This is a genomic window from Mangrovibacter phragmitis, assembly GCF_040429585.1.
Lineage (GTDB): Bacteria > Pseudomonadota > Gammaproteobacteria > Enterobacterales > Enterobacteriaceae > Mangrovibacter > Mangrovibacter phragmitis.
The window spans coordinates 1776496-1797995 of record NZ_CP134782.1 but is presented as its reverse complement, the minus strand read 5'-3'; the positions used below and the strand labels follow the sequence as shown (position 1 = coordinate 1797995).

Here is a 21500-nt window from a genome sequence, read left to right as displayed (position 1 = left end):
AAAAACAATTATACTGACTGAATGCACAGTAATAAACAGTTTATTGAGAAATATTTGAGATATTTTAGAGATAAAAAAGGTATTAATTAAAGAAGACCACAGCAAGAAGAGACCATTTAGAGATAAATATGAGATAAATAAAAAGAGTGTTGCCATCCCTGAATGCCGGAATATACTGTATAAATAAACAGTATTACGAGGATTCATTATGTCCCTGACCGTGTTGTCTCCCGCCACCGGCTCCACCGGGCTTTCTCTGCCACTTTTCCTTGAACGGTGTCCGGCCGGATTTCCGTCACCCGCGACGGACTATGTTGAGGCGGAGCTGGATCTGAATGACTACTGCATCCGGCACCCTTCAGCCACCTACTTTGTCCGGGCGTCCGGCAGCAGTATGCAGGATATTGGCATCCATGACGGTGACCTGCTGGTCGTGGACAGATCCCTGCAGGCCCGGCACGGCGATGTGGTGATTGCCGAAACGGAGGGTGAATTCACGGTCAAATGTCTGCTGTTACGCCCGCGTCTGGCCCTGCAGCCCATGAATCCCGCCTGGCCGGTGATATATCCTGATCCGGAACAACTGGTCATTTTTGGGGTGGTCACCCACTTCATACACCGCACACGGGCGCGCCGCTGATGTTTGCCCTGGCCGATATCAACAGCTGCTATGCCTCCTGTGAAGAGGTGTTCCGTCCGGACCTGCGCGGAAAACCCATCGTGATCCTCAGTAATAACGATGGCTGTGTGATTGCCCGCAGCCGGTCCGCCAAAAAATATGTGCGGATGGGCGAACCCTGGTTCCGGGTCCGGGAGCAGTCTTTTCCGGAGAAGATTTACGCGTTCTCCAGTAATTATGCCCTGTACCATGTTCTGACCGGCAGGGTGGTCTCGGTGATGGAGAGTCTGGCCGCCGGCGTTGAACGGTACTCCATTGATGAGTGCTTTCTGAACCTGTCCGGTATCCGTGCCTGTCAGGCTCCGGAAGACTTTGGCAGGGCACTGCGCGCTGCCGTTCTGCAACATACCGGCCTGACCGTGGGGGTCGGTATCGGCCTGACAAAAACCCTGGCCAAATCCGCCCAGTGGGCCTCAAAGGAATGGCCCCAGTTCCGGGGCGTACTGGCCGTGACCACCCGGGCCAGAACGGAAAAACTGCTGGCCCGGCAGCCGGCGGAGGAAATCTGGGGGGTCGGAAGGCGGACCGCGAAAAAGCTGACACAACTGGGCATTACCACCGCGCTGGAGCTGGCCAGAACACCACCGGCGTTTATCAGGAAGCATTTCAGTGTGGTGCTGGAGAGAACCGTCAGGGAACTGAATGGTGAAGCCTGTATCTCCATGGAGGAGGCGCCTCCTCCCCGGCAGCAGATTATCAGCAGCCGGTCCTTTGGTGCCCGTATCACGGACGAAGAGGCCCTGCATCAGGCCATCTGTCAGTATGCTGAACGGGCAGCAGAGAAACTGCGCCAGGATGGCCAGTACTGCCGCTACGTGGGTGTGTTCATCCGGACGTCTCCGTACACGCCGGGTGAGGTGTATTACAGCAACCAGGCGGGCGAACCATTGTCCGTCCCCACGCGGGATACCCGGGATATCATCCGTACCGCCACGGCTTCTCTGGCGCGGATCTGGGTCCCGGGACACCGTTATGCTGCAGCGGGTGTGATGCTCAATGATTTAAGCCCCGGCGGGGTTGTCCAGCTCAACCTGTTCGACGACAGTCAGCCCCGGGCAGGCAGTGAAAAGCTGATGAAGGTGATTGACCATATAAACCAGTCGGGATTGGGGCAGATTGGGTTTGCGGGCAAAGGGATACAGCCTGACTGGCAGATGAAACGGGAACAGTTATCCCCGTCCTGGATGACCCGCTGGTCAGATATTCCTGTGGCCATGCTGAGATGATCATTGTCTGGTTGAAAAAGAAGGCAGTGCTCGCCGCAAGGCATGACTAGCGCAGTCTGTCATGCCGAGGAAGCACCAGGTCATCCAAGATGAGCATATTCTGCTTACGCACTTGTTTAACAATAATACTGAGAAAGTTATCCACATATACACTGGCTATTTTTATAAGATCTTTTTTAAGATCATTTTTTAGATCTTCTTTTTAGAAGTACTCTGAGAACAGTAATTACAAGGCTTTCAGACTAGTTGATGTGACAAATTACCCTCTGTCTGTGACAAATTGCCCTCCTTAACGGCTATTTACTGTGACAATTAACCCTTAACCCTGTGACAAATTGCCCTCTATTGCTCATATAAAACACATAGTTATTGACAACCAATATGCAAGAGTGACAATCTTGAAACTTGTCACGAATCTCATTACGGAACTGAAATGTCTGACTTAGCAATTATCAGAGATAAGCGTCGCAAGAACAGTCCCCGTATTGTTCAGTCTAACGAATTAACAGAAGCTGCGTATAGTCTTTCTCGAGATCAGAAGCGTATGTTATATCTGTTTGTTGAACAAATCCGTCGTCATGATGGTTCACTGAATGAACATGATGGAATATGTGAGATTCAGGTTTCGCAATATGCTGAAACTTTTGGATTAACCTCTGCTGAAGCCAGTAAAGATATTCGACAGGCGTTAAAGGGGTTCGCCGGGAAAGAGGTCGTGTTTTACCGTCCAGAAGAGGACGCTGGTGATGAGAAGGGATATGAATCATATCCATGGTTCATTAAGCGTGCTCAGAGCCCTTCTCGCGGTCTTTACAGTGTCCACATCAATCCATATCTCATTCCTTTTTTTATTGGCTTACAGAACCGTTTTACGCAATTCAGGCTGAGTGAGACAAAGGAGATCACCAGTCCTTACGCGATGAGGCTGTATGAGTCTCTTTGCCAGTATCGCAAACCTGACGGTTCTGGTGTTGTTTCTTTGAAGATTGGCTGGATTATGGAACGTTACCAGCTTCCTCAGAGTTACCTTCGCATGCCTGACTTTAGACGACGTTTTCTTCAACCTGTTGTAGACGAAATTAATAGCAGAACACCGATGCGTGTCTCTTATATTGAGAAAAAGAAAGGCCGCCAAACGACTCATATAGTTTTTACTTTTATTGAATCAGGTGTATGACAGCGCTTGAGGGTTTGTTGTTACCATTAACTAATAATTCATTGAATTATTAGTCTTTTCTCAGAATGTCAACCTACCCCATTCATCATGACTTGTTGTTTTTAAACAGATTTCCTGTAAAGAGTCCTTTAATCTGTAGTGCTTGACTACTTTCTATACGTTGAACCGTTTAGGTGTTTAAGGGCTATGTGTCACTGTTTGCGTAATTATCTGTGCACTTGTTTATACCACCTCATTTCCCTGCCTTAGCTGAGTTCATAATGATGCCACTCTACTGTGTTGAAAACAGTGGGTGAGTTGTCACTTATAGTTATGGCAGGTGTGCTGGTGCAATTTTATATAGAATTGAGGGCAAGTTGTCACAGTTAGGAGTCTGTAAACAGAGAGTCTGTTGTCACGGAAGGCCTGTGAATGATGTGTCGGTATCACCGTGTCTGGTACTGAAGGCTGATTGTCACAGTTGTGGCACCGTAAACTGAAGGCAGATTGTCACGGATGAGCACCTGAGGATGTACTGGTACACAGTGCCTGGTTCTGAGGGCAGACTGTCACAGTTGTGGCACCGTGACCCGAGGGCAAATTGTCACGGACGAATACCGGATGATGTAGCGGTATCACCGTGTCTGGTGCTGAGGGCAGACTGTCACAGTTGTGGCACCGTAAACCGAGGGCAAGTTGTCACGGATGAGCACCAGAGGATGTACCGGTTCACCGTGTCTGATGCTGAGGGCCGATTGTCACAGTTGTGGCACCGTAAACCGAGGGTAAGTTGTCACGGATGAGCACCAGAGGATGTAACGGTACACCGTGTCTGATACTGAGGGCAGATTGTCACAGTACGGCGCTGCAAACTGAGGGTTTGCTGTCACGGATGGGCTGCGGAGGATGTACCGGTTCACCGTGTTTGATATAGAGGGCCGATTGTCACAGTACGGCACTGCAAACTGAGGGTGTGTTGTCACGGGTGGGCTGCGGAGGATGTACCGGTTCACCGTGTCTGATGCTGAGGGCAGATTGTCACAGTTACGGCGTTGCAAACTGAGGGTGTGTTGTCACGGATGGGCTGCGGAGGATGTACCGGTTCACCGTGTCTGATGCTGAGGGCAGATTGTCACAGTTACGGCGTTGCAAACTGAGGGTGTGTTGTCACGGATGGGCTACAGAGGATGTACCGGTTCACCGAGTCTTATACTGAGGGCTGATTGTCACACTTATGGAACCGTTAACCACAAACATAATTTCCGCCTGATGTACTATCGTTTTATGTTGAGGGGATATTGTCTCGTTGTTATTCTCCCCTCTTTTTGCATAAGCCTATTTTGATCTTCCCGTGACATGGTCAATACACTCCTCGTGGTTACGAGCATACACCATATCGAAAATCACCACTTCTACCTAAGCATTCGCTTCATGATAGCATTTTCAGGTGTCACCTCTATAAATGTGTCCGGTCATGTTGTTTACAATTTATTCGGCTTCTTTGAACTTATCTGTTTACAAAAAGAATTTTATGCAGGAATATTGATGAAATTCATAAATCCTGCATAAAAGGAAAATATCTATGGATAAGTTGAATCAGCTTGAGAAAGTGGCTCAACGTTCTGGAAAAATGCTAGTTTCACTGACTGAGCAGATTCAGTCGCAAAGAGAAGAGCTGAATGAACATGAATTTTATCAGGTTTATGCGAAAGCAGCGCTTTCTAAGCTACCTAAATTAACAAGGGCTAACGTAGATTATGCAGTAAGTGAGATGGAAGCTGAGGGATATGTTTTCGATAAACGCCCTGCAGGCTCATCTACTAAGTACGCAATGTCTATACAAAATATCATCGATATTTATTGTCATCGAGGTGTTCCTAAATACAGAGATCGCTACGCAGACGCATTTACCATTTTTGTTGGTAATTTAAAAGGTGGTGTTTCTAAAACTGTATCGACAGTTTCTCTGGCGCATGCTCTGCGTACTCATCCCCATTTATTGTATGAAGACCTGCGAATTCTTGTTATAGACCTTGACCCTCAGTCGTCGGCAACAATGTTTCTCAATCATACTCGTGCAATAGGTATTGTTGAGGAGACGGCAGCACAAGCTATGCTTCAGAACGTTACGAAAGAAGAATTGTTGAATGAGTTCATCGTTCCATCTGTCGTTCCTGGTGTTGATGTTATACCAGCTTCCATTGATGATGCATTCATTGCTTCAAGTTGGGAAGACTTATGCAAGAAGCATCTTCCTGGACAAAACATTCACTCTGTTTTAAGGGAGAATATTATCGACAAGCTGCAAAGTGAGTATGATTTTATTTTTGTCGATAGCGGTCCCCATTTAGATGCATTTCTTAATAACTCAATTGCTGCGGCAGATTTGTTGTTAACTCCCATACCTCCGGCCCAGGTGGATTTTCACTCAACGCTGAAGTATCTAACAAGGTTGCCTGAATTAGTTGGCTTAATTGAGCATTCTGGCCATGGTTGCCGTCTGATTGGAAACATAGGATTCATGTCCAAGCTTTCAAATAAAGCAGACCATAAACTCTGTCATAGTCTTGCTAAAGAAATCTTTGGTGGTGACATGCTGGATGTTGCTATTCCTCGTCTTGATGGTTTTGAGCGCTGCGGTGAATCATTTGACACAGTTATATCTGCTAACCCGTCAACATATGTGGGGAGTAGTGAAGCATTGAAGAATGCGAGATCTGCAGCGGAGGATTTTGCTAAAGCTGTATTCGATCGAATTGAGTTTCTGAGAACGAATTAATATTAGAGGTGACCCATGAACGGTAAAAGAGCCACAATCGGCAGAACATTGAATCAAACATCTTTGAATTCAGAACGGGCCAACCCTGAATCATTAAACCAGACATTTGTCCTTGCTTCCGGCAAGCGAGCTTCATTCAGTTTACGTAATATTCCAGCTAATGAGGTCATCGAAAAGACATTTGTTGTGCAGGAAACAAATGGAAGAGACCAGTCAGCATTAACTCCAGAGTCCCTGAAAGACATTACAAGAACACTGAAACTTCAGCAATTTTTCCCATGCATTGGTGTTCAGTCAGGAGACAAAATCGAGATCATCGATGGTTCCCGACGTCGGGCATCAGCGATTCTTTGTCACGTTGGTTTGAATGTTATGGTGACTAATAACCAAATTTCATCAGAAGATGCCAGGAAACTTGCAAGAGACATTCAGACTGCTCGTGAGCATAATATTCGCGAAATTGGTTTCAGGTTGTTGGCATTGAAAAATGCTGGTCTGAGTCAAAAAGAGATTGCCGAGCAGGAAGGATTGTCCCAGGCCAAAGTTACAAGGGCACTTCAGGCAGCAAGTGTTCCCCAGGATTTAATTTCTTTATTCCCAGTTCAGTCCGAATTAGCATTTTCGGATTACAAAGTACTGATTTCGGCTACTGAGTCTCTGGACAGCAAAAACATTGGTTATGACCAGTTAGTGGATAATGTTGGACCGGAAGTTGATGTTCTTTTAGCTGATGAAGTGCTTGCTGAGGATGAAGTTAAGAACCGAATTCTGAAGGTTATTTCTCGCGAGGCATCCGTTCTTGCATCCAAACCTGATAAAGATAAGTCTATAACAACAATGCTGTGGACATTTAGTGATAAGGATAGATACGCACGAAAACGTTCGAAAGGAAGAATGTTTAGCTATGAATTTAACAGGCTGCCTAAAGAATTGCAGGATGAGTTGGATAGTGCCATAGAGCAGGTTCTGAAAAAGCAGCTATCCTGATGTCATGTACATGATGGCGAACAAGTACCATGTTCGCCATCATGATTTCAAAGCTAACTAACTGTTTAGACTAAAATTACTCATGTAATTTCACGGTGAAATCGCCAAGTATATTGTTTTATAGGCTAGGGAGTATCAGTTTGAAAATGGTGTAACTCAGAAATCAGCTACTCTTGTCGATGGATTATCATGACTAAGTAAATCAAAGACCGTATGTGATTTTGATAAAATGAAATGTCGCTATATCAGGCATACGTTATGAGCAGGGATAGAATATTGGGTGAATCGGAATACAGGTAAAGTAGTCAGTGGAAATTATAAAAATAATATCCACGAATTGAATAACACAGCAGCCCGCAAATTGAATCCCGCAAGCATAAAGTTTTAAGAGCAATCTTAAACATCAAGCCATTAAACAATGTTAGTTTAGAAAAAAAATTTTCATCTGCTCTAGTAACACCATACTTATTACAGTTACTAGCCTGTTGAGCACTCGCATTTCTACAAATGCCTAATGTGTTTTACTGAATATTAATGTCGCAATCATGTTTAAACGTATTCTATTAATACGTTTTAGATAGTCATGTAAATTGATATGGATTGATGAAATAAGATGCCTGAGTACACTCTCCAGGACTGTACCGTTACAGTTCCAGAAGTATTTCATGATAGAACTATGAATCTTTTTACGCTGAGTCATACAAACGCGAATGAATTCACTTTTGTAATATCTCGAGCAACAGCACACGTTGGAGAAGATGTAATATCTATGTCTAAAAGGCTTGTCGAAGAGCTAGAGACAAGTATGAACGAGTTTTCACTCATTCACTCAAAGGAAATATGCCTATCAGGTAAGAATGGTTCTGAAATATTTTATCGGTTCAAATCAGGTCAAAGTACGATATTCCAAATGCAACGAGTTGTTTTGGTTGATGATAATGGTCTGGGTAAAAAAATAATATGCTTTATAGGTACATGTCCAGATGCATTTAATGAATATCACAATAAGGTTTTCAATAGCATAACTGACAGTATTCGTTTCGATTCAAATACAAACCTATCCAATAACCTGAGAAAGCAGATACCTTCAGATTGTACATCATTATTTTTTACTTTCGATCGGGACTCCCGGGAGTTATCTGTATTTTCAGGAATTCCAGACCTTTACCGTGGAGTAAACCTCACACGAGCTAAACATGGAGATTATCTGTTTTTTGATAAGGATGGTCATTCCCTTATGCTGGCACCAGTGAATTCAGGTGACGATTCAGAACGATATGGATTATGGGAAATAGATGGAGAACAGCGAACCAATCTTGTTGATAGTTTGTTGCTGGCTAAAAGTGTAAGAGGGATACCGGGTATTGAAACTATTAATGATGTTGAGTCTTATATAGTTAAAAGGATGAATCAAGAATGAGCAGCTCAGAAGTATGGGGGGCTGCAAGAGAAGAGGATGTTATCACCCACTCTTCATCCAAGGGCTGGCTTGTCGTCGGCTTAATTGGTGGGGCCATTGTAGGGGCTGCATTCACAATTGCGACGGGTGGAGTTGGTGCTGCTGTTGTTGCTGCAACTATAGCAGGTGCAGCAGGTGGTGGAGGACTTGGAGAAGTATTAGGTAGCATGTCGTGGGCTCCTACCCATGAGACAGGAAACCTTTATAAAGGGTCATTGAATGTCTTTATCAATGGTAAGCCGGCTATTATAGCTCATCAATCCATTGGAAAATGTAGTGAGCACAGTCCTAATGTACAGAAAGTTGCTCAAGGGTCGAGTTCAGTCAATATCAATGGGTTCCCTGCTGCGAGAATTGGTGATTTACTAACTTGTAGCGCATCAATACATACCGGTTCCTCAAACGTTTTTATTGGAGGAGCGAAAGTTCAAACAGATCCAATAAACCCCGAAATACCTGAATGGGTAAATACTGTTTTACTATGCGCCGGTCTTGCTGCATCAGTAGTTTTAGTCGGGCCAGCTGTTGCTTTGTTAGGATTCGCTGGAGGATTAGGAGGTGGATATGCTGGAGACCTTATAGGTGGTCATTTATACGGAGAAGGGAGTGACGGACAGAAATGGTTTGCGTTAGGAGGTTCTTTTGCTGGCGGACTAGTAGGAATGAAAGGTGGGGCTGGGTTTGAATCATGGAGAAATACGCCCAAGAGTCTTATAAATTTGGGCTATTTGCATTCTAGGGTTGGAATTCATCTATTCTAACCCTAGATTCTTAGTCGGACAAAAAGCAGCTTCTGGTTGGATTTTTCTGTTTTTCACCACTCTGAGAAAATCTAACATTGGTTGGATTCTCAGTCGCGCCCTATCTCGCGTTAATCCAACTCTCCACCTTCTGCCTGCTTCAACAATGTCGGAATGTGCGGTCCATACTCGACCTTGCCTCGTCCTGCTCGAATACCACTGCCGACCTTGCGGGCTTCTTTGGAGTACAGCGTTTTTGCCCGAATGATGGGGTAGCTATAACCCCGACCTAACCGGTTGGACATCTTGATCAAGCCGTTGAGCCCTTCGGTATAGCCATTGGTGATTGAGAACGGCGCATCCCAGTAGGCAAAGATGTCGTCGTAATGGTTGTGTACCGTTTTCACCAGTTTTTTGAAAGGCTCCATGCCATAAGGCGGCAGGCTGTTCTCCCAAGCCTCAAAGGCGTTCTGAGCGCTCTGCTTGTCGGGTTCGTCGTAGATGCAGAAGAAGGCTTCCTTGAAATCATAGGCTACGGCAAGCTCAGGGATCGCCTGCTTCACGACTTCCAGCGCCTTTTGCTCCGCGGGCGTCAGGTTGCCGGGCCGCTTCAGGGTTAGCCAGCGAATGGACTTTTTGACATAAATCCGATCTTCTTTGCTTAACTGTGCCTGATAGTTCTTGCGCTCCGCTTCCAGGGCTTCAGAGGCCATCTTGACGACATGGAACTTGTCGATCACCAGTTTGGCGTTGGGCAGATGCTGAGCAAAGGAACGTTTGAAGGGTCGCCACATATCCGTACAGACCCATTCAACCTTGTCAGCATCCGGCAAATCCTTGAAGAAGGGCTTCAGGTGCTCTTGAGTACGATGCTCCAACATATCAAAGACGTTGTTGGTTGCCAGATTGGTGATTACACAGCGATACCCGCCGGCAAGGTTCACTTCGTCGATACCCATGATGACCGGGGTTTCATAACGAACGGTTTGGGAGAGTTCCTCAATGAGATCGTGAGCGATGTTCTTGACGGTGTTCACCGCCACACCGGTTTGCTCGGCTAAAGCATGGAAGGTGGTTCCCAAGCACTGTTGCCGAATAACATCGACCAGCCGTTTGGTAGCTCGGCGTTTGTCATCCAGAAAACTCAACTCCGGCATGGACATTTTTCCGCACGACTCACAGCGAAAGCGCGGGCGCTGAACTTCAAGGCGGACGGGCTCCATGTACAACGGCGTGTCCATGAACTTGTTTTTGCGCGTACCGTGTCTGTGCATAGGGGTGTTGCAGTCCCCACATAATGGCACATCGACCGTTACCGGCTCAGCAACTATCACAAGGCACTTGCCTTCGTGGCGCATATCGACAGGCTTGATGCCTGGCAGATTCAGCAGGTCAAGCATCGGCTTAATCCATATCCAGGTCGATGTCTTTGCCTTCGCGCAGCAGGTCATACACCATATCAACCAATGCGGTCATGCCCTGACGGTCAGACTTGAGCACCTGGGTTGCCAGCTTCTGATGACTGGACAAAGCACGAACCACCGCTTGCTGAACCGCACCGGGGAGGTTGCCTTTCATAGCCTGCTCACGGGTGTTGCTTTCCACCTGAGCCATGACGACATCGCTTTCACCGGTAATCGCTGAAATCTGATTAACGAAAGCCACCTGATCCTGGATCGGCGTCGCCTCACCAAACAGACTGTTGAGCCTCTCGATAATCTCTTTGACGAATTTCGGCTTGTCGCCAGCCACGCCACCACCGCCTGCACCTATCGGTTGAAGTACCGGGGTTTCGCCTTCGTCTTCCGCGTTATCTGAACGAGCATTGATGTCAAAGCCGGTGAGCACCAGGCCGGTCAAGTCCACCGTTTCCGGAGCTTCGTGCAATAGACGCTTTTGCAGCAGCTTGGCGAACGCGGCGAAGTTCTCCAGCTCCGGGTCGCCAAAATCAATCAGTTGGGCGATATAAGAGTAGGTACGACAAAAACGCCCCAAATCCGACTTGAAGCCAATCAGCGCCTTGATTTGCTCGGCGTACTCATCCTGATGGTGATCGGCAGACTTCATACCTGCCTCATCACCCTTGGCACGGGCCTTCTCAAAAGCCGCTTCCCAGGTCGCCATGCCATCACGCAGCATTTTCATCTTGTCGTTATACAAGGCCGTCGCTCCAGCAGTGGCGGCATACAGCGCCTTGTGCTGCGGCGATTTGGTATGGGTGATGTCCCGAATGGTCTTGAAGCGAGCTTCCTTGAACGCGGCCAAGTCCTTATCGTCGTACAGGCCGTGCTCGTCCAAGCGCTCCTTGATCTCGTAGACCACATTAAGGTCTTGCACTTCGTCGATGTGAGCACCCTTGTCATAGGTGGTAAAGGCCTGACGCACGTTCTCTGGGTCGTTCACAAAGTCGATGATAAAGACCTCATCCTTACCGGGGGCCGTCCGGTTGAGGCGGGCGAAGGTCTGCACAATCTCCACATGGTTGGCGATTTTCTTGTCTACATACATGGCTACCAGTTTGGGCTGGTCAAAGCCGGTCTGGAACTTGTCGGCCACCAACATCACCCGGTATTCAGGTCGGTCAAAGGCAAAGCGCAAATCCTGCCCTTGGACATCCGGGTTCATGCTCTGCTCGGTGAACTCTTCGTTCTCATCGACGATAAACACATCATCCTTGAACTCGCTGTCATCCTGGTGCATCACCTGCTTACCGGTCATCTTGCCGGAGAAGGCCACCAGTGAATGAATAAAGCCGTACTCGCTGTGCTGCTCGATATAGCGGTCAAACGCCTTCTTGTAGCGAATGGCAGCGGCGCGGGAGCTGGTCACGACCATCGCCTTGGCCTTGCCATCCAGCCGGTGGGCGACGTTTTTGGTGAAGTGCTCAACGATAAACTGTACCTTCTGGGTCACATTGGTGGGATGCAATGACATCCACTGTGCCAGGGCGCGTTTGGCGGCCTTGCCGCTTACCCGCTTGCTGTCTTCAAGCTGCTTGGAAAGGTTGAAGGCCGTTTTGTAGGGCACATAGCCTTTCAGCACATCGAGAATGAATTTCTCCTCAATGGCCTGGCGCATGGTGTACAGGTGGAAGGCTTGTGGAGGGTTATCGTTAGAGGCTGGCTGGCTCGGGTCTGTTGGGCGACCGAACAGCATCAAAGTGGAGTGCTTCGGCGTACCGGTAAAGGCGAAATAGCTGATATTGTCCGGGCGAGCCCGAGATTTTTGCAGTTGTTCCAGCAATTCATCCACCGTCATGGTGGACATCTTGCCTTGCCCACTCATCCCCAGTGCGGCTTGCAGCTTGGCGGCGGTAGCGCCGGTCTGCGAGTTATGCGCCTCATCAATGATCACCGCAAAGTTTTTCCCTTTCAGGGCTTTGTCGGTGATGATGGCTTCCATCGCATAGGGGAAGGTCTGAATCGTGACCACCACAATCGGTGTTCCAGACAACAGAGCTTCCGAAAGCTGCTTGCTCTTGGACTTGGACGATTTCTGCCGGTCGATGGCGGCGATCACGCCAAACTGGTGGTCAATCTGCTTCACCGCATCCTGGAGCTGGCCGTCCAGCACATTGCGGTCGGTGACAATAATCACGCTGTTGAATACCGCGTCGCCGTTGTCTTCGCGCAGCTTCACTAGATCATGGGCCGTCCAGGAAATGGTGCTGGTTTTGCCGGAACCGGCGCTGTGGTCGCATAGGTAGGTCATGCCCGCACCGTTCTGGCGAGCGTCGGCCAGCATCTGGTTCACTGCCGTCCACTGGTGGAATCGCGGGAAAATCAGGGTTTCTTTCTTCGACCAGTTGCCCTGAATATCCACCACGTCCTTTTTCTCGACATAGACAAAGCTATGGAAAATCCGTAGCCAGGCATCAGGCTGGCAGACCGCCTCCCAGAAGTAGGCTACCGGGTATTCCTGGGTGCCATCGGCCTTGATCTCACCGGGCGGGTTACCCGCATGTACCGCGCCGCTTTCGTCCTTGCGACCCTTGTTGAACGGTAGGAAGAAGGTATTTTCCCCGTCCAGCTTGGTTGCCATCATAATTTCGGAGTCAGACATGGCAAAGTGCACCACCGCCCCGCGCTTGAATGTCAGTAGCGGTTCTCTGCGCTTGGTCTTGGGGTCGTAGGGCAAACGGTCATTTCGGTATTGATCCATCGCCGCTTCAGCCGACTGGGTGAAGTCGGTTTTAAGCTCCACGGTCGCCACGGGAAGGCCGTTGATAAACAGCACCAGGTCAATGGCGAACTCACGAGCGGGGTGATACTTCAGCTCCGGCACCACGCGCAGGATGTTCGCCTGATAGCGCTTGATCACCGCTTCATTACGCCTGTCTTCCGGCGCGGCCTCGGTCATCTCGATCAGGCCGCAACCGGCTATGGAAAAGCCCTGGCGCAGCACCTGCATGGTGCCTTGCTTTTCCAGCGCCTTGTCCAGCCGCGCCATCAGCACCTCAAGGGTCTTGGCCCCGTTGAGCCGTTCCAGCTTGTCCCACTTTTCCTGCTGGCCGCTAGTTTTGATCCAGTTTTCCAGGTCTTTGGGGTACACCGCTCGCTCAGTGTCGTAGAACTTGGAGTCACCCAGCTTCCAGCCCTGTTCTACCAATCGGTCGATGATGTATTGCTGGAAGTGTTTTTCCTGATGGGCAGATGCCTGCATTATTGTTCTCCTCGCAAATCAATCTGGCCGGTAACAGCGGCGGTGATAAAGGCGGCGCGGCGTTCTTTGAGCAGGGTGATACTTTGTTCTGTTTTCTCGACTAGAGCATCAATGCGAGCAGTTCCTGCATTAATTATATTGGTAATTTCACTCTGTTCATCGACAGGAGGGATAAGTACAGGAAGCCTTCTGACATCTTCAAACTTCAATGACTGCCTTAATCCTCCACCCATTGCATAAAAGACTTTACAAAGGTCATATGAACGCATCAACCATGCAAAATATGTAGAATCAATACTGCGCGGTTTCACGGCCATATACGCAGAGGTAATGATTCCTCTTTGCGTAACCTGGGCTGAACGCAAGCTACGTTTGTCGTTTTGCAGATCGGTGAATCTAAATACAATTTCGCCAGACTCTACGATTTGATAGGTTTCATAAGACTCAGGCGTTAACCCCATATTTCTAGTTTCAGGCTTCTGGATGATATTTCCGTAGCTGAGGGACAGTATATTGGTTTCAACTAGGCCCACATTTTTTCGGTTCAGTTCTGTCACCAAAGCGAAGAACGGCTTAACATCCCAATGCTCCGGCACCTTACCAATCCACTCAATGCCGGAATCCTTCATATTCACGTTGGGGTCTAGGCCCTTGGTGACCGCATGGGTAATCAGCGCCTGACGCTTTTCCTTCAGCAGCTCGATAAAGCGGGTTTTCTTCTGGATCAGCGCATCAATACGGGCGGTTTCGCGGTCGAGGGCGGCTGCGATGGTGGCCTGCTCGTCAAGAGAAGGAGCAGCGACGCCCTCATCAAGATATTGCTCAGAATCCAGATTTTGAATCCCTGTAGATTGCTTAATGGAACGTAGATTTATCTTGAGCGCATACATAGATGCCATTAGATAATTTAGCCATGCGGACTCGGCCATTTTTGACGGCTTTATAACTGCTACAAAGTTGGAGCAAACGGCAGGCTCTTCTCCCAGATAGCACACATTTGCACCAACTAATGTTTGTGCACCGCCTCCTGACTTCTCAAGGAGAATGTCTCCTTTGGAAACTAACCGGCTATCTTGGTGTTCCTTGGTAATCTGCCGATACGTTGAGGGGTTATAAATGACAACGTTGTTATCCCTATCGAAATCTGCAACCCGAATACATAATGTATCCGAGCCATCTTCCAGTGGGTCATCACCCCAAACGCCATTCTGGCATTGGGATATTAAATGCTTCAGCCTTTTTACCTGCCAATGCTCAGGCACCTGCCCAATCCACTCAATGCCGGAATCCTTATATGCGGGATATGCTCTGTACTGGCTCATTCGCTGGCCACCTCCGCCAGTAGCGCGGCAATCTCGGCTTCTACTTGCTTCAGGTCTTCATCAATATCTTGCAGCTTGCGCGGCGGCTGGTACTGGTAGAAGAAGCGGTTGAAGTTGATCTCATAGCCAACGCGGCCCAATTGACCATCCCTGGCATCGGTAAAGCTCTCATCCATCCAGGCATCCGGCACATGAGGAAGCACTTCGCGGGCAAAGTAGTCGTCGATGTCCTCCAGATAAGGGACGTTCTCGTAATCAGTTAAATCAGTATCCGGCACCAGGTTGCCGTTGGCATCCGTGACCGGCTCGGCTTCCGGGTCTTTGTGACCAAAGGCGCTGATCAGCGCGGCGATAAATGTCTTGTTGGCCTTGACCTTGAGCTGCTTGGCTTCGTCGGACTTGATCGCGTCCTTGGCAAAGGTTTCTGCCCAGCCATAGGTCTGCGTTTGCCCGATCAGCGGCTTGAGGGCGTCGCGCCAGAATGCCTGATGCGCGTCAGGGAGCTTTTCCCAAGCGGGGTCGGCTTCCAGGCGCTCCATGCCCGCCTTATCCAGTTCCAGGGTCATGCGCAGCGGGCGCAGTACCTTGATACGGCGGTAGCCAAAGGTGCGGTAGTCGAGCATCCGGGAAAGCGCATCGGTTTCCCCAGCGGCGTAGATGTCCAAAATCTGACGGCGTTGCTCATCGCTGACAATACGGCGCTTGTTGCCCTCGTTGCGGATCGAAGTCCAAAGGTCGGTGGCGTTGATCAACTGCACCTTGCCTTTGCGCTCCTGCGGCTTCTTGTTGGACAGAATCCACAGGTAGGTGGCGATATTCGTGCGGAAGAACAGGTCCGTAGGCAGGGCCACAATCGCTTCAATCAGGTCGTTTTCCAGCAACCAGCGGCGGATTTCCGATTCGCCAGACGCGGCACCACCGTTGAATAGTGGCGAGCCGGACAGCACGATAGCGGCGCGGCCACCGCCATTGCTCGGCAGCTCCAGCTTGCTGGCCAGGTGCATCAAAAACAGCATAGAGCCATCGCTGATTTTCGGAAGGCCCGGCCCAAATCGGCCCAGCTCGCCTTTTTTGTGTTCCGCTTCGACGGCGTTTTTGTCCTTCTCCCATTTCTTCCCAAACGGGGGGTTGGACAGACAGTAGTGGAAACGCTCACCGGCAAACTGGTCATTGGACAGCGTACTGCCCTGACGAATGTTCTTCGACAGATCACGGCCAGGGTCGGACTCCAGACGGCGGATCAGCATACCGGCCACACAAACCGCATGGGTTTCCGGTTCCAGCTCCTGCCCGTGCGGCACCAGAACCGGCGGCACCTTGTCGCGGCCACCGTAATCACCCACATGGTTCATGGCATCAGTGAGGAACCCACCCGTGCCGCAGGTCGGGTCATACAGGGTACGAATCAAACCGGGGCTGGCCTCAAACAGGGCGTCATCCGGGTCAAGCAAAAGCGCGGTCGCCAGGTGAACGATGTCACGCGGCGTCATGAAGTCCTCGGCTCCTTCATTGACCTCAGCACCAAAGCGGCGAATCAGATGTTCGTAGATGTTGCTCATCACCCGATCCGGCACCACCTCAGGGTGCAGGTCGATCTTGGCAAAGTTCTGGCAAATCTTGTACAGCAAGCCAGCCTTCTCCAGCCGGATCACGGTATTGCCGAAATCGAACTCCTCGAAGATAGCGCGGGCGTTATCTGAAAACAGGGCGATGTAGTCTTCCAGATTGCGGCGCGTCTTGGTGCTACCCAGGGTGCCAAGGGAGTATTCTGAGGTGTTGAAGAAGGGGTATTCAGCGGTTGAGCGCAGAATGGTGTCCAGCTCAACATCGGCATTCTTGAAAGTGGCGTATGCCTCTCTCACCGCCTCGCGGGTCGGCTCCAGCGCACACTCCAGACGGCGTAGCAGGGTAAACGGCAAGATGATCTTGCCAAAGTCCGTATGCTTGAAGTCCCCCCACAGATCTTCCGCGTTCTTCCAAATAAAATCAGCCTGTGAAGCTGCCGATCCCGTAAAGTCGTTCATTCTGGTCTCCAACCACTTTTTGCACGAAACGGTACTATAACCTAAACATGATCGTCAACCATGTTTTGCACAAAAGAGGCTGAATTCCATTTTCAGGTTAAATCTGCGATCCTACCTCAGAATGCAAATAGCCGAAAGTTCTTCCGTTCGCAGAGCCCGGGCAGCACGAAGATAAGAGTGCCTTCCCTCGATTCCATGGAAAGGTCGTTCATAGGCGTCGATAAACTCGGGGGTAATCCGCTCCGTGTGGAACATTCCACGGTGAAAAGCTTTAGCGAATCCTGTCTTGAGATCGAAATCCGGCGCACCGAGAATCTCATCCCAGATTGGATCTTTGAGTCTGGAGATCCCTGGCTCGGGAAAGGAGTCATAGAGGATTGAATCAATCAGGACGAGGTGATCCACCATGCCTGGATGGTTGATAGCCAAAAGTTGAGCAATGCCCCCGCCAATATCGTGACCAACGATCGTCCCGCACTCCCATCCCAAAGCTGAAAGCATCGCAAAAACGATTTCTGACTGAGCTCTGATTCCAAGGTCGGCATCTGTAGGTTTCCCGGAATCGCCATAACCGAGTAGGTCAATAGCAAAAACCTCATGCCCCGATTCAACAAGAAAGGGGATGACATTTCTCCAGAGATGACGACTTGTAGGGATGCCATGAATCAGAACAACAGGACTTCCATGGCCGTAACGGGAATATGCAACACGACTACCTGCGATGTTTAGAAAGCCATCTTCGATAATCTTATTCATAGCATCACCTTCTTAAGGTTGAGAGTTCTGGAAAAATATCGGCAAGAGCCTCAAAAATTTTGCAGATAGCAGAATTGCAAGAGAGTCAACCAGTCCACGAAGTAGCTCCAGCCCTTATGGGCTTCACTCTGGGGCACTGGATTTTTTCTTGAATTCAAATTCAAGAAAACTATAGCTTCAAGTTGCTATCATGGCAATGTATGATTGAGCTAACGGAAAAATTTTTGATTGATGAGTCATCATTTTTATGGGACGTATACGAAGTTTTGATCTCGAAAACGTACTTGAGCATGCGATGGACACTTTCTGGGAATGGGGCTATGAGGGTGCGGGCATGCAAGAAATCTGTCGTGTGACTGGACTCAACCCCGGCAGTCTCTACGCAGCGTTTGGCGACAAACACGGGCTGTTCATCGAAGCGCTCAAGCGCTATATGGCTGCTGCATCACGAGAGACAATCGAGCGTCTGAACAGCACGCCCTCTGGCCGGGCAGGGATCACAAATTACTACGCAGCGCTCGTTGATTCGATGCTTGATGGCAAGCGGCGATGGGGATGCCTTGTGACGAATTCCATTGTGGAATTTGCCATGAGTGACCCACAAATCAGTGAAGCCTTTCAACTCCACCTCGCCAGGTTGGAGACAGCGTTATCCGGTGCGATCGAGCGGGCAAAACGAGCAGGGGAACTTGTGAGGGATGTCAATGCTTCCGAAGCTGCCGCATTCCTGGTTTGCACGACACAAGGGCTTAATGTTCTGGCAAAGACCCATCCTGAAAGAAACACGCTGGAAGCCATCACACGACATGCGTTTGTGGCTGTTGGATTCAAACCCTAGATCTCAACTTTTGGGTTGGGGAATTTTTGGTGTTGTATTCGCTGTGTATCGATTCCTTAACACAGGCATTTTCCTGCGAGGTGACATTCTCCTGCGCTGTTGCCTTTAACGACCATAACAATCCACTCGTAGTATCGGCATCCAACAAAGCGTTCAAAGGCTAATCACTGCGATTCCGGCCAGCACCACCACTGCACCGGCAATGCGGCGCACCAGATGATTTTCACGAAACAGCCAGTACGAGAGAAGAGAGCCGACAATGATGGAAGATTCTCTGAGAGGAGCGACGAGTGCAAGTGGCATGCTCTGCATAGCTGTCAGCACAAGGATGTAGGCAAGTGGAGAACATACAGCAATAATAAAGATTGGAACGATATCCACACGTACAGCCGTTGGAATTCGATAGCGTCGTCGCATCGCACCAGGGGTCAGAATCAAACTCTGTAGCAGGAGTGTGCTGGCGTAGTAACTCACTGGATCCAGGTGCAGAGAGATTACCGAATAACCGTCCCAGAGGGTATAGCCAGCGATGGCGGTGCCTGTTGCTGCCCCCCAAAGCATTCCCTGTAGTGGTCGGTTTCCGCTCCTGAGCGGATTGCCGGTGACAACGAAAATCCCAGCGATAACGATAAAAGCGCCGATTAAAGCTCCTGGTGAAAGCCGTTCTCCCATGAGAAGGGTTGCAAAAAGTATCGTCAGAACCGGCCCACTTCCCCGGGCAATCGGATAAACAACACCCAGTTCGGCGCGCTCGTAGCCCGCCTGCAAGATGAGAGAATAAGCGATATGAAGTACAGACGAGATAACTGCGCCGACTGCGAGTCGCCAGTCGCGCTCCTGTTGTCCCTCAACTATCAGAATGAGGCTGAACGGGAGCCACAGCAATGCTGAGGCACAGCTGTACGCCCAGACGAACACAAGTGTGTCTTCCCTCTTGTATTTTGAGGCAATATTCCATACTGCATGAGCTACCGCAGCAGTAAGAATCATCGCAATCGTGCTGAGCTGCATCAGGACATATCCGGCAAATCAATCCCCGCCCGTTCAGCGCGGCGACTTTGTTCTTTATCCCGCAGAGTGAGAGCAGCGACCAGCGTATCAATAACGATGAGCTGGGCCAGTCGACTCCCGGCAGCAGCCATCTGTGCCGGGAGTGGCATTCCGCCAACAATGAGCGACACGTTGGCGAGTGTCGCCAGTGGGGTATCGTACTGGTTAGTTATTGCGATAAGCGATGCTCCGGCCGAGGATGCGGCATCAGCGATGGCGAGTGTGGATGATGTGCGACCTGTTGAACTGACGACGATCATCACGTCGCCTGGACCGAGGAGGCGAGCAGCAATCATCGCTGATAAATAATCCTGGATACTGATGGTTATCACACCAGCCGTTCGCAGACGAAAAACAGCATCAGCGGCAACCGTAGCCGAGGGGCCAGCACCAAATGCAAATACTTGGCGTGCGCTCTGGATTAAATCGACCGCCTCATCAAGGGCGGAGATTTCGATAGCACCGCTGATCGCAGTCAGCGCGTCTACACCAGTACGAACTGATGTTTCCAGCACCGATGCCAACGTCGCATCCGCTGTGAGAACGTCAGGCGGTGCAAAGAATCGGGCAGTACCACGAGCCCGGGCAATCTCTATCTTAAGTTCAGTGAACCCGGTGAACCCGATCGCTCGTGCAGCGCGTATTACTGTCGGCGGTGATACACCAGCACGGGTGGCAACCTGTGCTGTCGTGCTGGTACCGACAAACAAAGGATCGACAAGCAGGAGATCGACAACTTTAGCCTCACTTGCAGCGAGGTCGCCGCTTCGGGCGTGAATGCTGCCAAGCCATTGCTGTAACCGCTGCTCACCTTCTGAAATTCTATTACCAATTTCTTTTTTCATATGTAATATATTACATACCCTTTGTGAAGGGCACAACCACCACGTAAGTAGATTCTGTTGCAAGGAGTCCGCATTCATGAACACTGAAATCAATACGGTTGTCGCTGTTGTGGGGCCAGGTGCCATCGGCACCACAGTCGCGGCGGCGTTACAAGAAGTCGGCCGCACACCATTGCTGTGTGGACGTACTCCCCGCGATCACCTGACGCTGCAAGATGGCGACCGCTTTATCACCGTACCCGGTCCGGTACAGACGAATCCGGCGCAAATCACTCGCAAGGCTGATCTTGTCTTTCTGGCAGTCAAGTCCACACAAATCGACGCGGCAGCAGAATGGCTCAAGTCGTTGATTGGCCCGGAGACGGTTGTCTGCGTGCTCCAGAACGGAGTCGAACAGTTGGACAGGCTCGCTACGTACCCTCTGCCCGGACAGATCGTTCCCGCTGTCGTATGGTTCCCTGCGCAAGCGCAGTCCGATGGCTCGGTACGCTTGCGTGGTGAGGCGCTCCTCAGCGTGCCAGACACACCAGCTTCCCGTGTAGTGGCCGCAGCGCTGCAAGGCACGTGGTGCTCCGTAGACCTGGCCGCAAATTTCAGTTCCCTGGCCTGGCGCAAGCTGATGCAGAATGCGGTGGCTGGACTCATGGCACTCACGCACCGCCGCTCAGGCATGTTCGGCCGTGCTGATATCGCCAGGCTTACGCTGGCTTATTTGCAGGAATGCCTGGCCGTGGCACGTGCAGAGGGCGCTGAACTCGGCGACGAAGTGCCGCAGGAGATCCTCGATAAGTTCCGGGCGGCTCCTGCAGACATGAGCACCTCCATCCTCACGGATCGAGAAGCTGGCCGACCGCTCGAATGGGATATCCGCAACGGCGTCATTGCGCGTCGCGGCCGGGTTCACAGCATTCCAACGCCGATCAGTGATATCCTGGTGCCGCTTCTTGCGGCTGCGAGCGATGGTCCAGGTTGACCCC

General features: G+C 50.0%; 16 protein-coding genes. 9 read left to right on the top strand and 7 right to left on the bottom strand.

What is annotated here, in order from left to right:
* Positions 1-208 precede the first annotated feature (208 nt).
* The 7 genes from umuD (at position 209) to MPHASIOC01_RS08520 (ending at position 9047) form a co-directional block, all read left to right on the top strand.
* Entirely contained in the window at positions 209-640 is a 432-nt protein-coding gene (gene umuD, locus MPHASIOC01_RS08550; protein ID WP_353614356.1) for a translesion error-prone DNA polymerase V autoproteolytic subunit, read from the top strand.
* Positions 640-1905 carry a translesion error-prone DNA polymerase V subunit UmuC gene (umuC, locus tag MPHASIOC01_RS08545; RefSeq protein WP_353614355.1) on the top strand — a complete coding sequence of 422 codons (1266 nt, stop codon included), beginning with the start codon at positions 640-642 and terminating at the stop codon, positions 1903-1905. Before umuD ends, umuC begins: the two co-directional genes overlap by 1 nt.
* A gap of 433 nt (positions 1906-2338) precedes the next feature.
* The gene (repE, locus tag MPHASIOC01_RS08540; RefSeq protein ID WP_036114698.1) at positions 2339-3082 is read left to right on the top strand and encodes a replication initiation protein RepE; all 744 of its coding nucleotides are present in this window, start codon (positions 2339-2341) and stop codon (positions 3080-3082) included.
* A 1561-nt stretch (positions 3083-4643) separates the two neighbouring features.
* Complete coding sequence (locus MPHASIOC01_RS08535) at positions 4644-5840, top strand: AAA family ATPase (protein ID WP_353614354.1); 1197 nt, start codon at positions 4644-4646, stop codon at positions 5838-5840.
* A gap of 15 nt (positions 5841-5855) precedes the next feature.
* The gene (locus MPHASIOC01_RS08530) at positions 5856-6827 is read left to right on the top strand and encodes a ParB family protein (protein WP_353614353.1); all 972 of its coding nucleotides are present in this window, start codon (positions 5856-5858) and stop codon (positions 6825-6827) included.
* 676 nt (positions 6828-7503) lie between these two features.
* Positions 7504-8247, top strand: coding sequence for a DcrB-related protein (locus MPHASIOC01_RS08525; protein ID WP_235234565.1), 744 nt, complete (start codon positions 7504-7506; stop codon positions 8245-8247).
* On the top strand, positions 8244-9047 hold the full coding sequence (locus tag MPHASIOC01_RS08520; RefSeq protein ID WP_353614352.1) for a PAAR domain-containing protein: 804 nt from the start codon (positions 8244-8246) through the stop codon (positions 9045-9047). The genes MPHASIOC01_RS08525 and MPHASIOC01_RS08520 overlap by 4 nt, the downstream gene beginning before the upstream one ends.
* Positions 9048-9157: 110 nt before the next feature.
* Here the strand turns inward: MPHASIOC01_RS08520 and MPHASIOC01_RS08515 are convergent, their stop codons facing one another.
* The 5 genes from MPHASIOC01_RS08515 to MPHASIOC01_RS08495 form a co-directional block, all read right to left on the bottom strand.
* Complete coding sequence (locus MPHASIOC01_RS08515; protein ID WP_353613371.1) at positions 9158-10426, bottom strand: ISL3-like element ISKpn25 family transposase; 1269 nt, start codon at positions 10424-10426, stop codon at positions 9158-9160.
* 4 nt (positions 10427-10430) lie between these two features.
* Positions 10431-13688, bottom strand: a complete 3258-nt coding sequence (locus tag MPHASIOC01_RS08510; RefSeq protein ID WP_353614351.1) for a UvrB domain 3-containing protein — start codon at positions 13686-13688, stop codon at positions 10431-10433.
* Positions 13688-15010 (bottom strand): restriction endonuclease subunit S, encoded by a 1323-nt coding sequence (locus MPHASIOC01_RS08505; RefSeq protein ID WP_353614350.1) that lies wholly within the window; start codon positions 15008-15010, stop codon positions 13688-13690. Before MPHASIOC01_RS08505 ends, MPHASIOC01_RS08510 begins: the two co-directional genes overlap by 1 nt.
* On the bottom strand, positions 15007-17034 hold the full coding sequence (locus MPHASIOC01_RS08500) for a class I SAM-dependent DNA methyltransferase (protein ID WP_353614349.1): 2028 nt from the start codon (positions 17032-17034) through the stop codon (positions 15007-15009). The genes MPHASIOC01_RS08505 and MPHASIOC01_RS08500 overlap by 4 nt, the downstream gene beginning before the upstream one ends.
* 111 nt (positions 17035-17145) lie before the next feature.
* Positions 17146-17790 carry an alpha/beta fold hydrolase gene (locus MPHASIOC01_RS08495; RefSeq protein ID WP_353614348.1) on the bottom strand — a complete coding sequence of 215 codons (645 nt, stop codon included), beginning with the start codon at positions 17788-17790 and terminating at the stop codon, positions 17146-17148.
* Between the two features lie 247 nt (positions 17791-18037).
* Between MPHASIOC01_RS08495 and MPHASIOC01_RS08490 the strand changes: the two genes are divergently transcribed.
* A complete protein-coding gene (locus MPHASIOC01_RS08490) occupies positions 18038-18628 on the top strand; it encodes a TetR/AcrR family transcriptional regulator (RefSeq protein WP_121540919.1) in 591 nt (196 codons plus the stop codon).
* 153 nt (positions 18629-18781) lie between these two features.
* On the opposite strand, the gene MPHASIOC01_RS08485 is transcribed toward MPHASIOC01_RS08490, so the two are convergent.
* Together MPHASIOC01_RS08485 and MPHASIOC01_RS08480 are read right to left on the bottom strand one after the other, a co-directional pair.
* Positions 18782-19639, bottom strand: a complete 858-nt coding sequence (locus tag MPHASIOC01_RS08485; protein ID WP_353614347.1) for a DMT family transporter — start codon at positions 19637-19639, stop codon at positions 18782-18784.
* On the bottom strand, positions 19639-20523 hold the full coding sequence (locus tag MPHASIOC01_RS08480) for a MurR/RpiR family transcriptional regulator (protein WP_095032956.1): 885 nt from the start codon (positions 20521-20523) through the stop codon (positions 19639-19641). The genes MPHASIOC01_RS08485 and MPHASIOC01_RS08480 overlap by 1 nt, the downstream gene beginning before the upstream one ends.
* Positions 20524-20599: 76 nt before the next feature.
* On the opposite strand from MPHASIOC01_RS08480, the gene MPHASIOC01_RS08475 reads away from it, so the two are divergent.
* Positions 20600-21496, top strand: coding sequence for an oxidoreductase (locus MPHASIOC01_RS08475; RefSeq protein ID WP_353614346.1), 897 nt, complete (start codon positions 20600-20602; stop codon positions 21494-21496).
* Positions 21497-21500 lie beyond the last annotated feature (4 nt).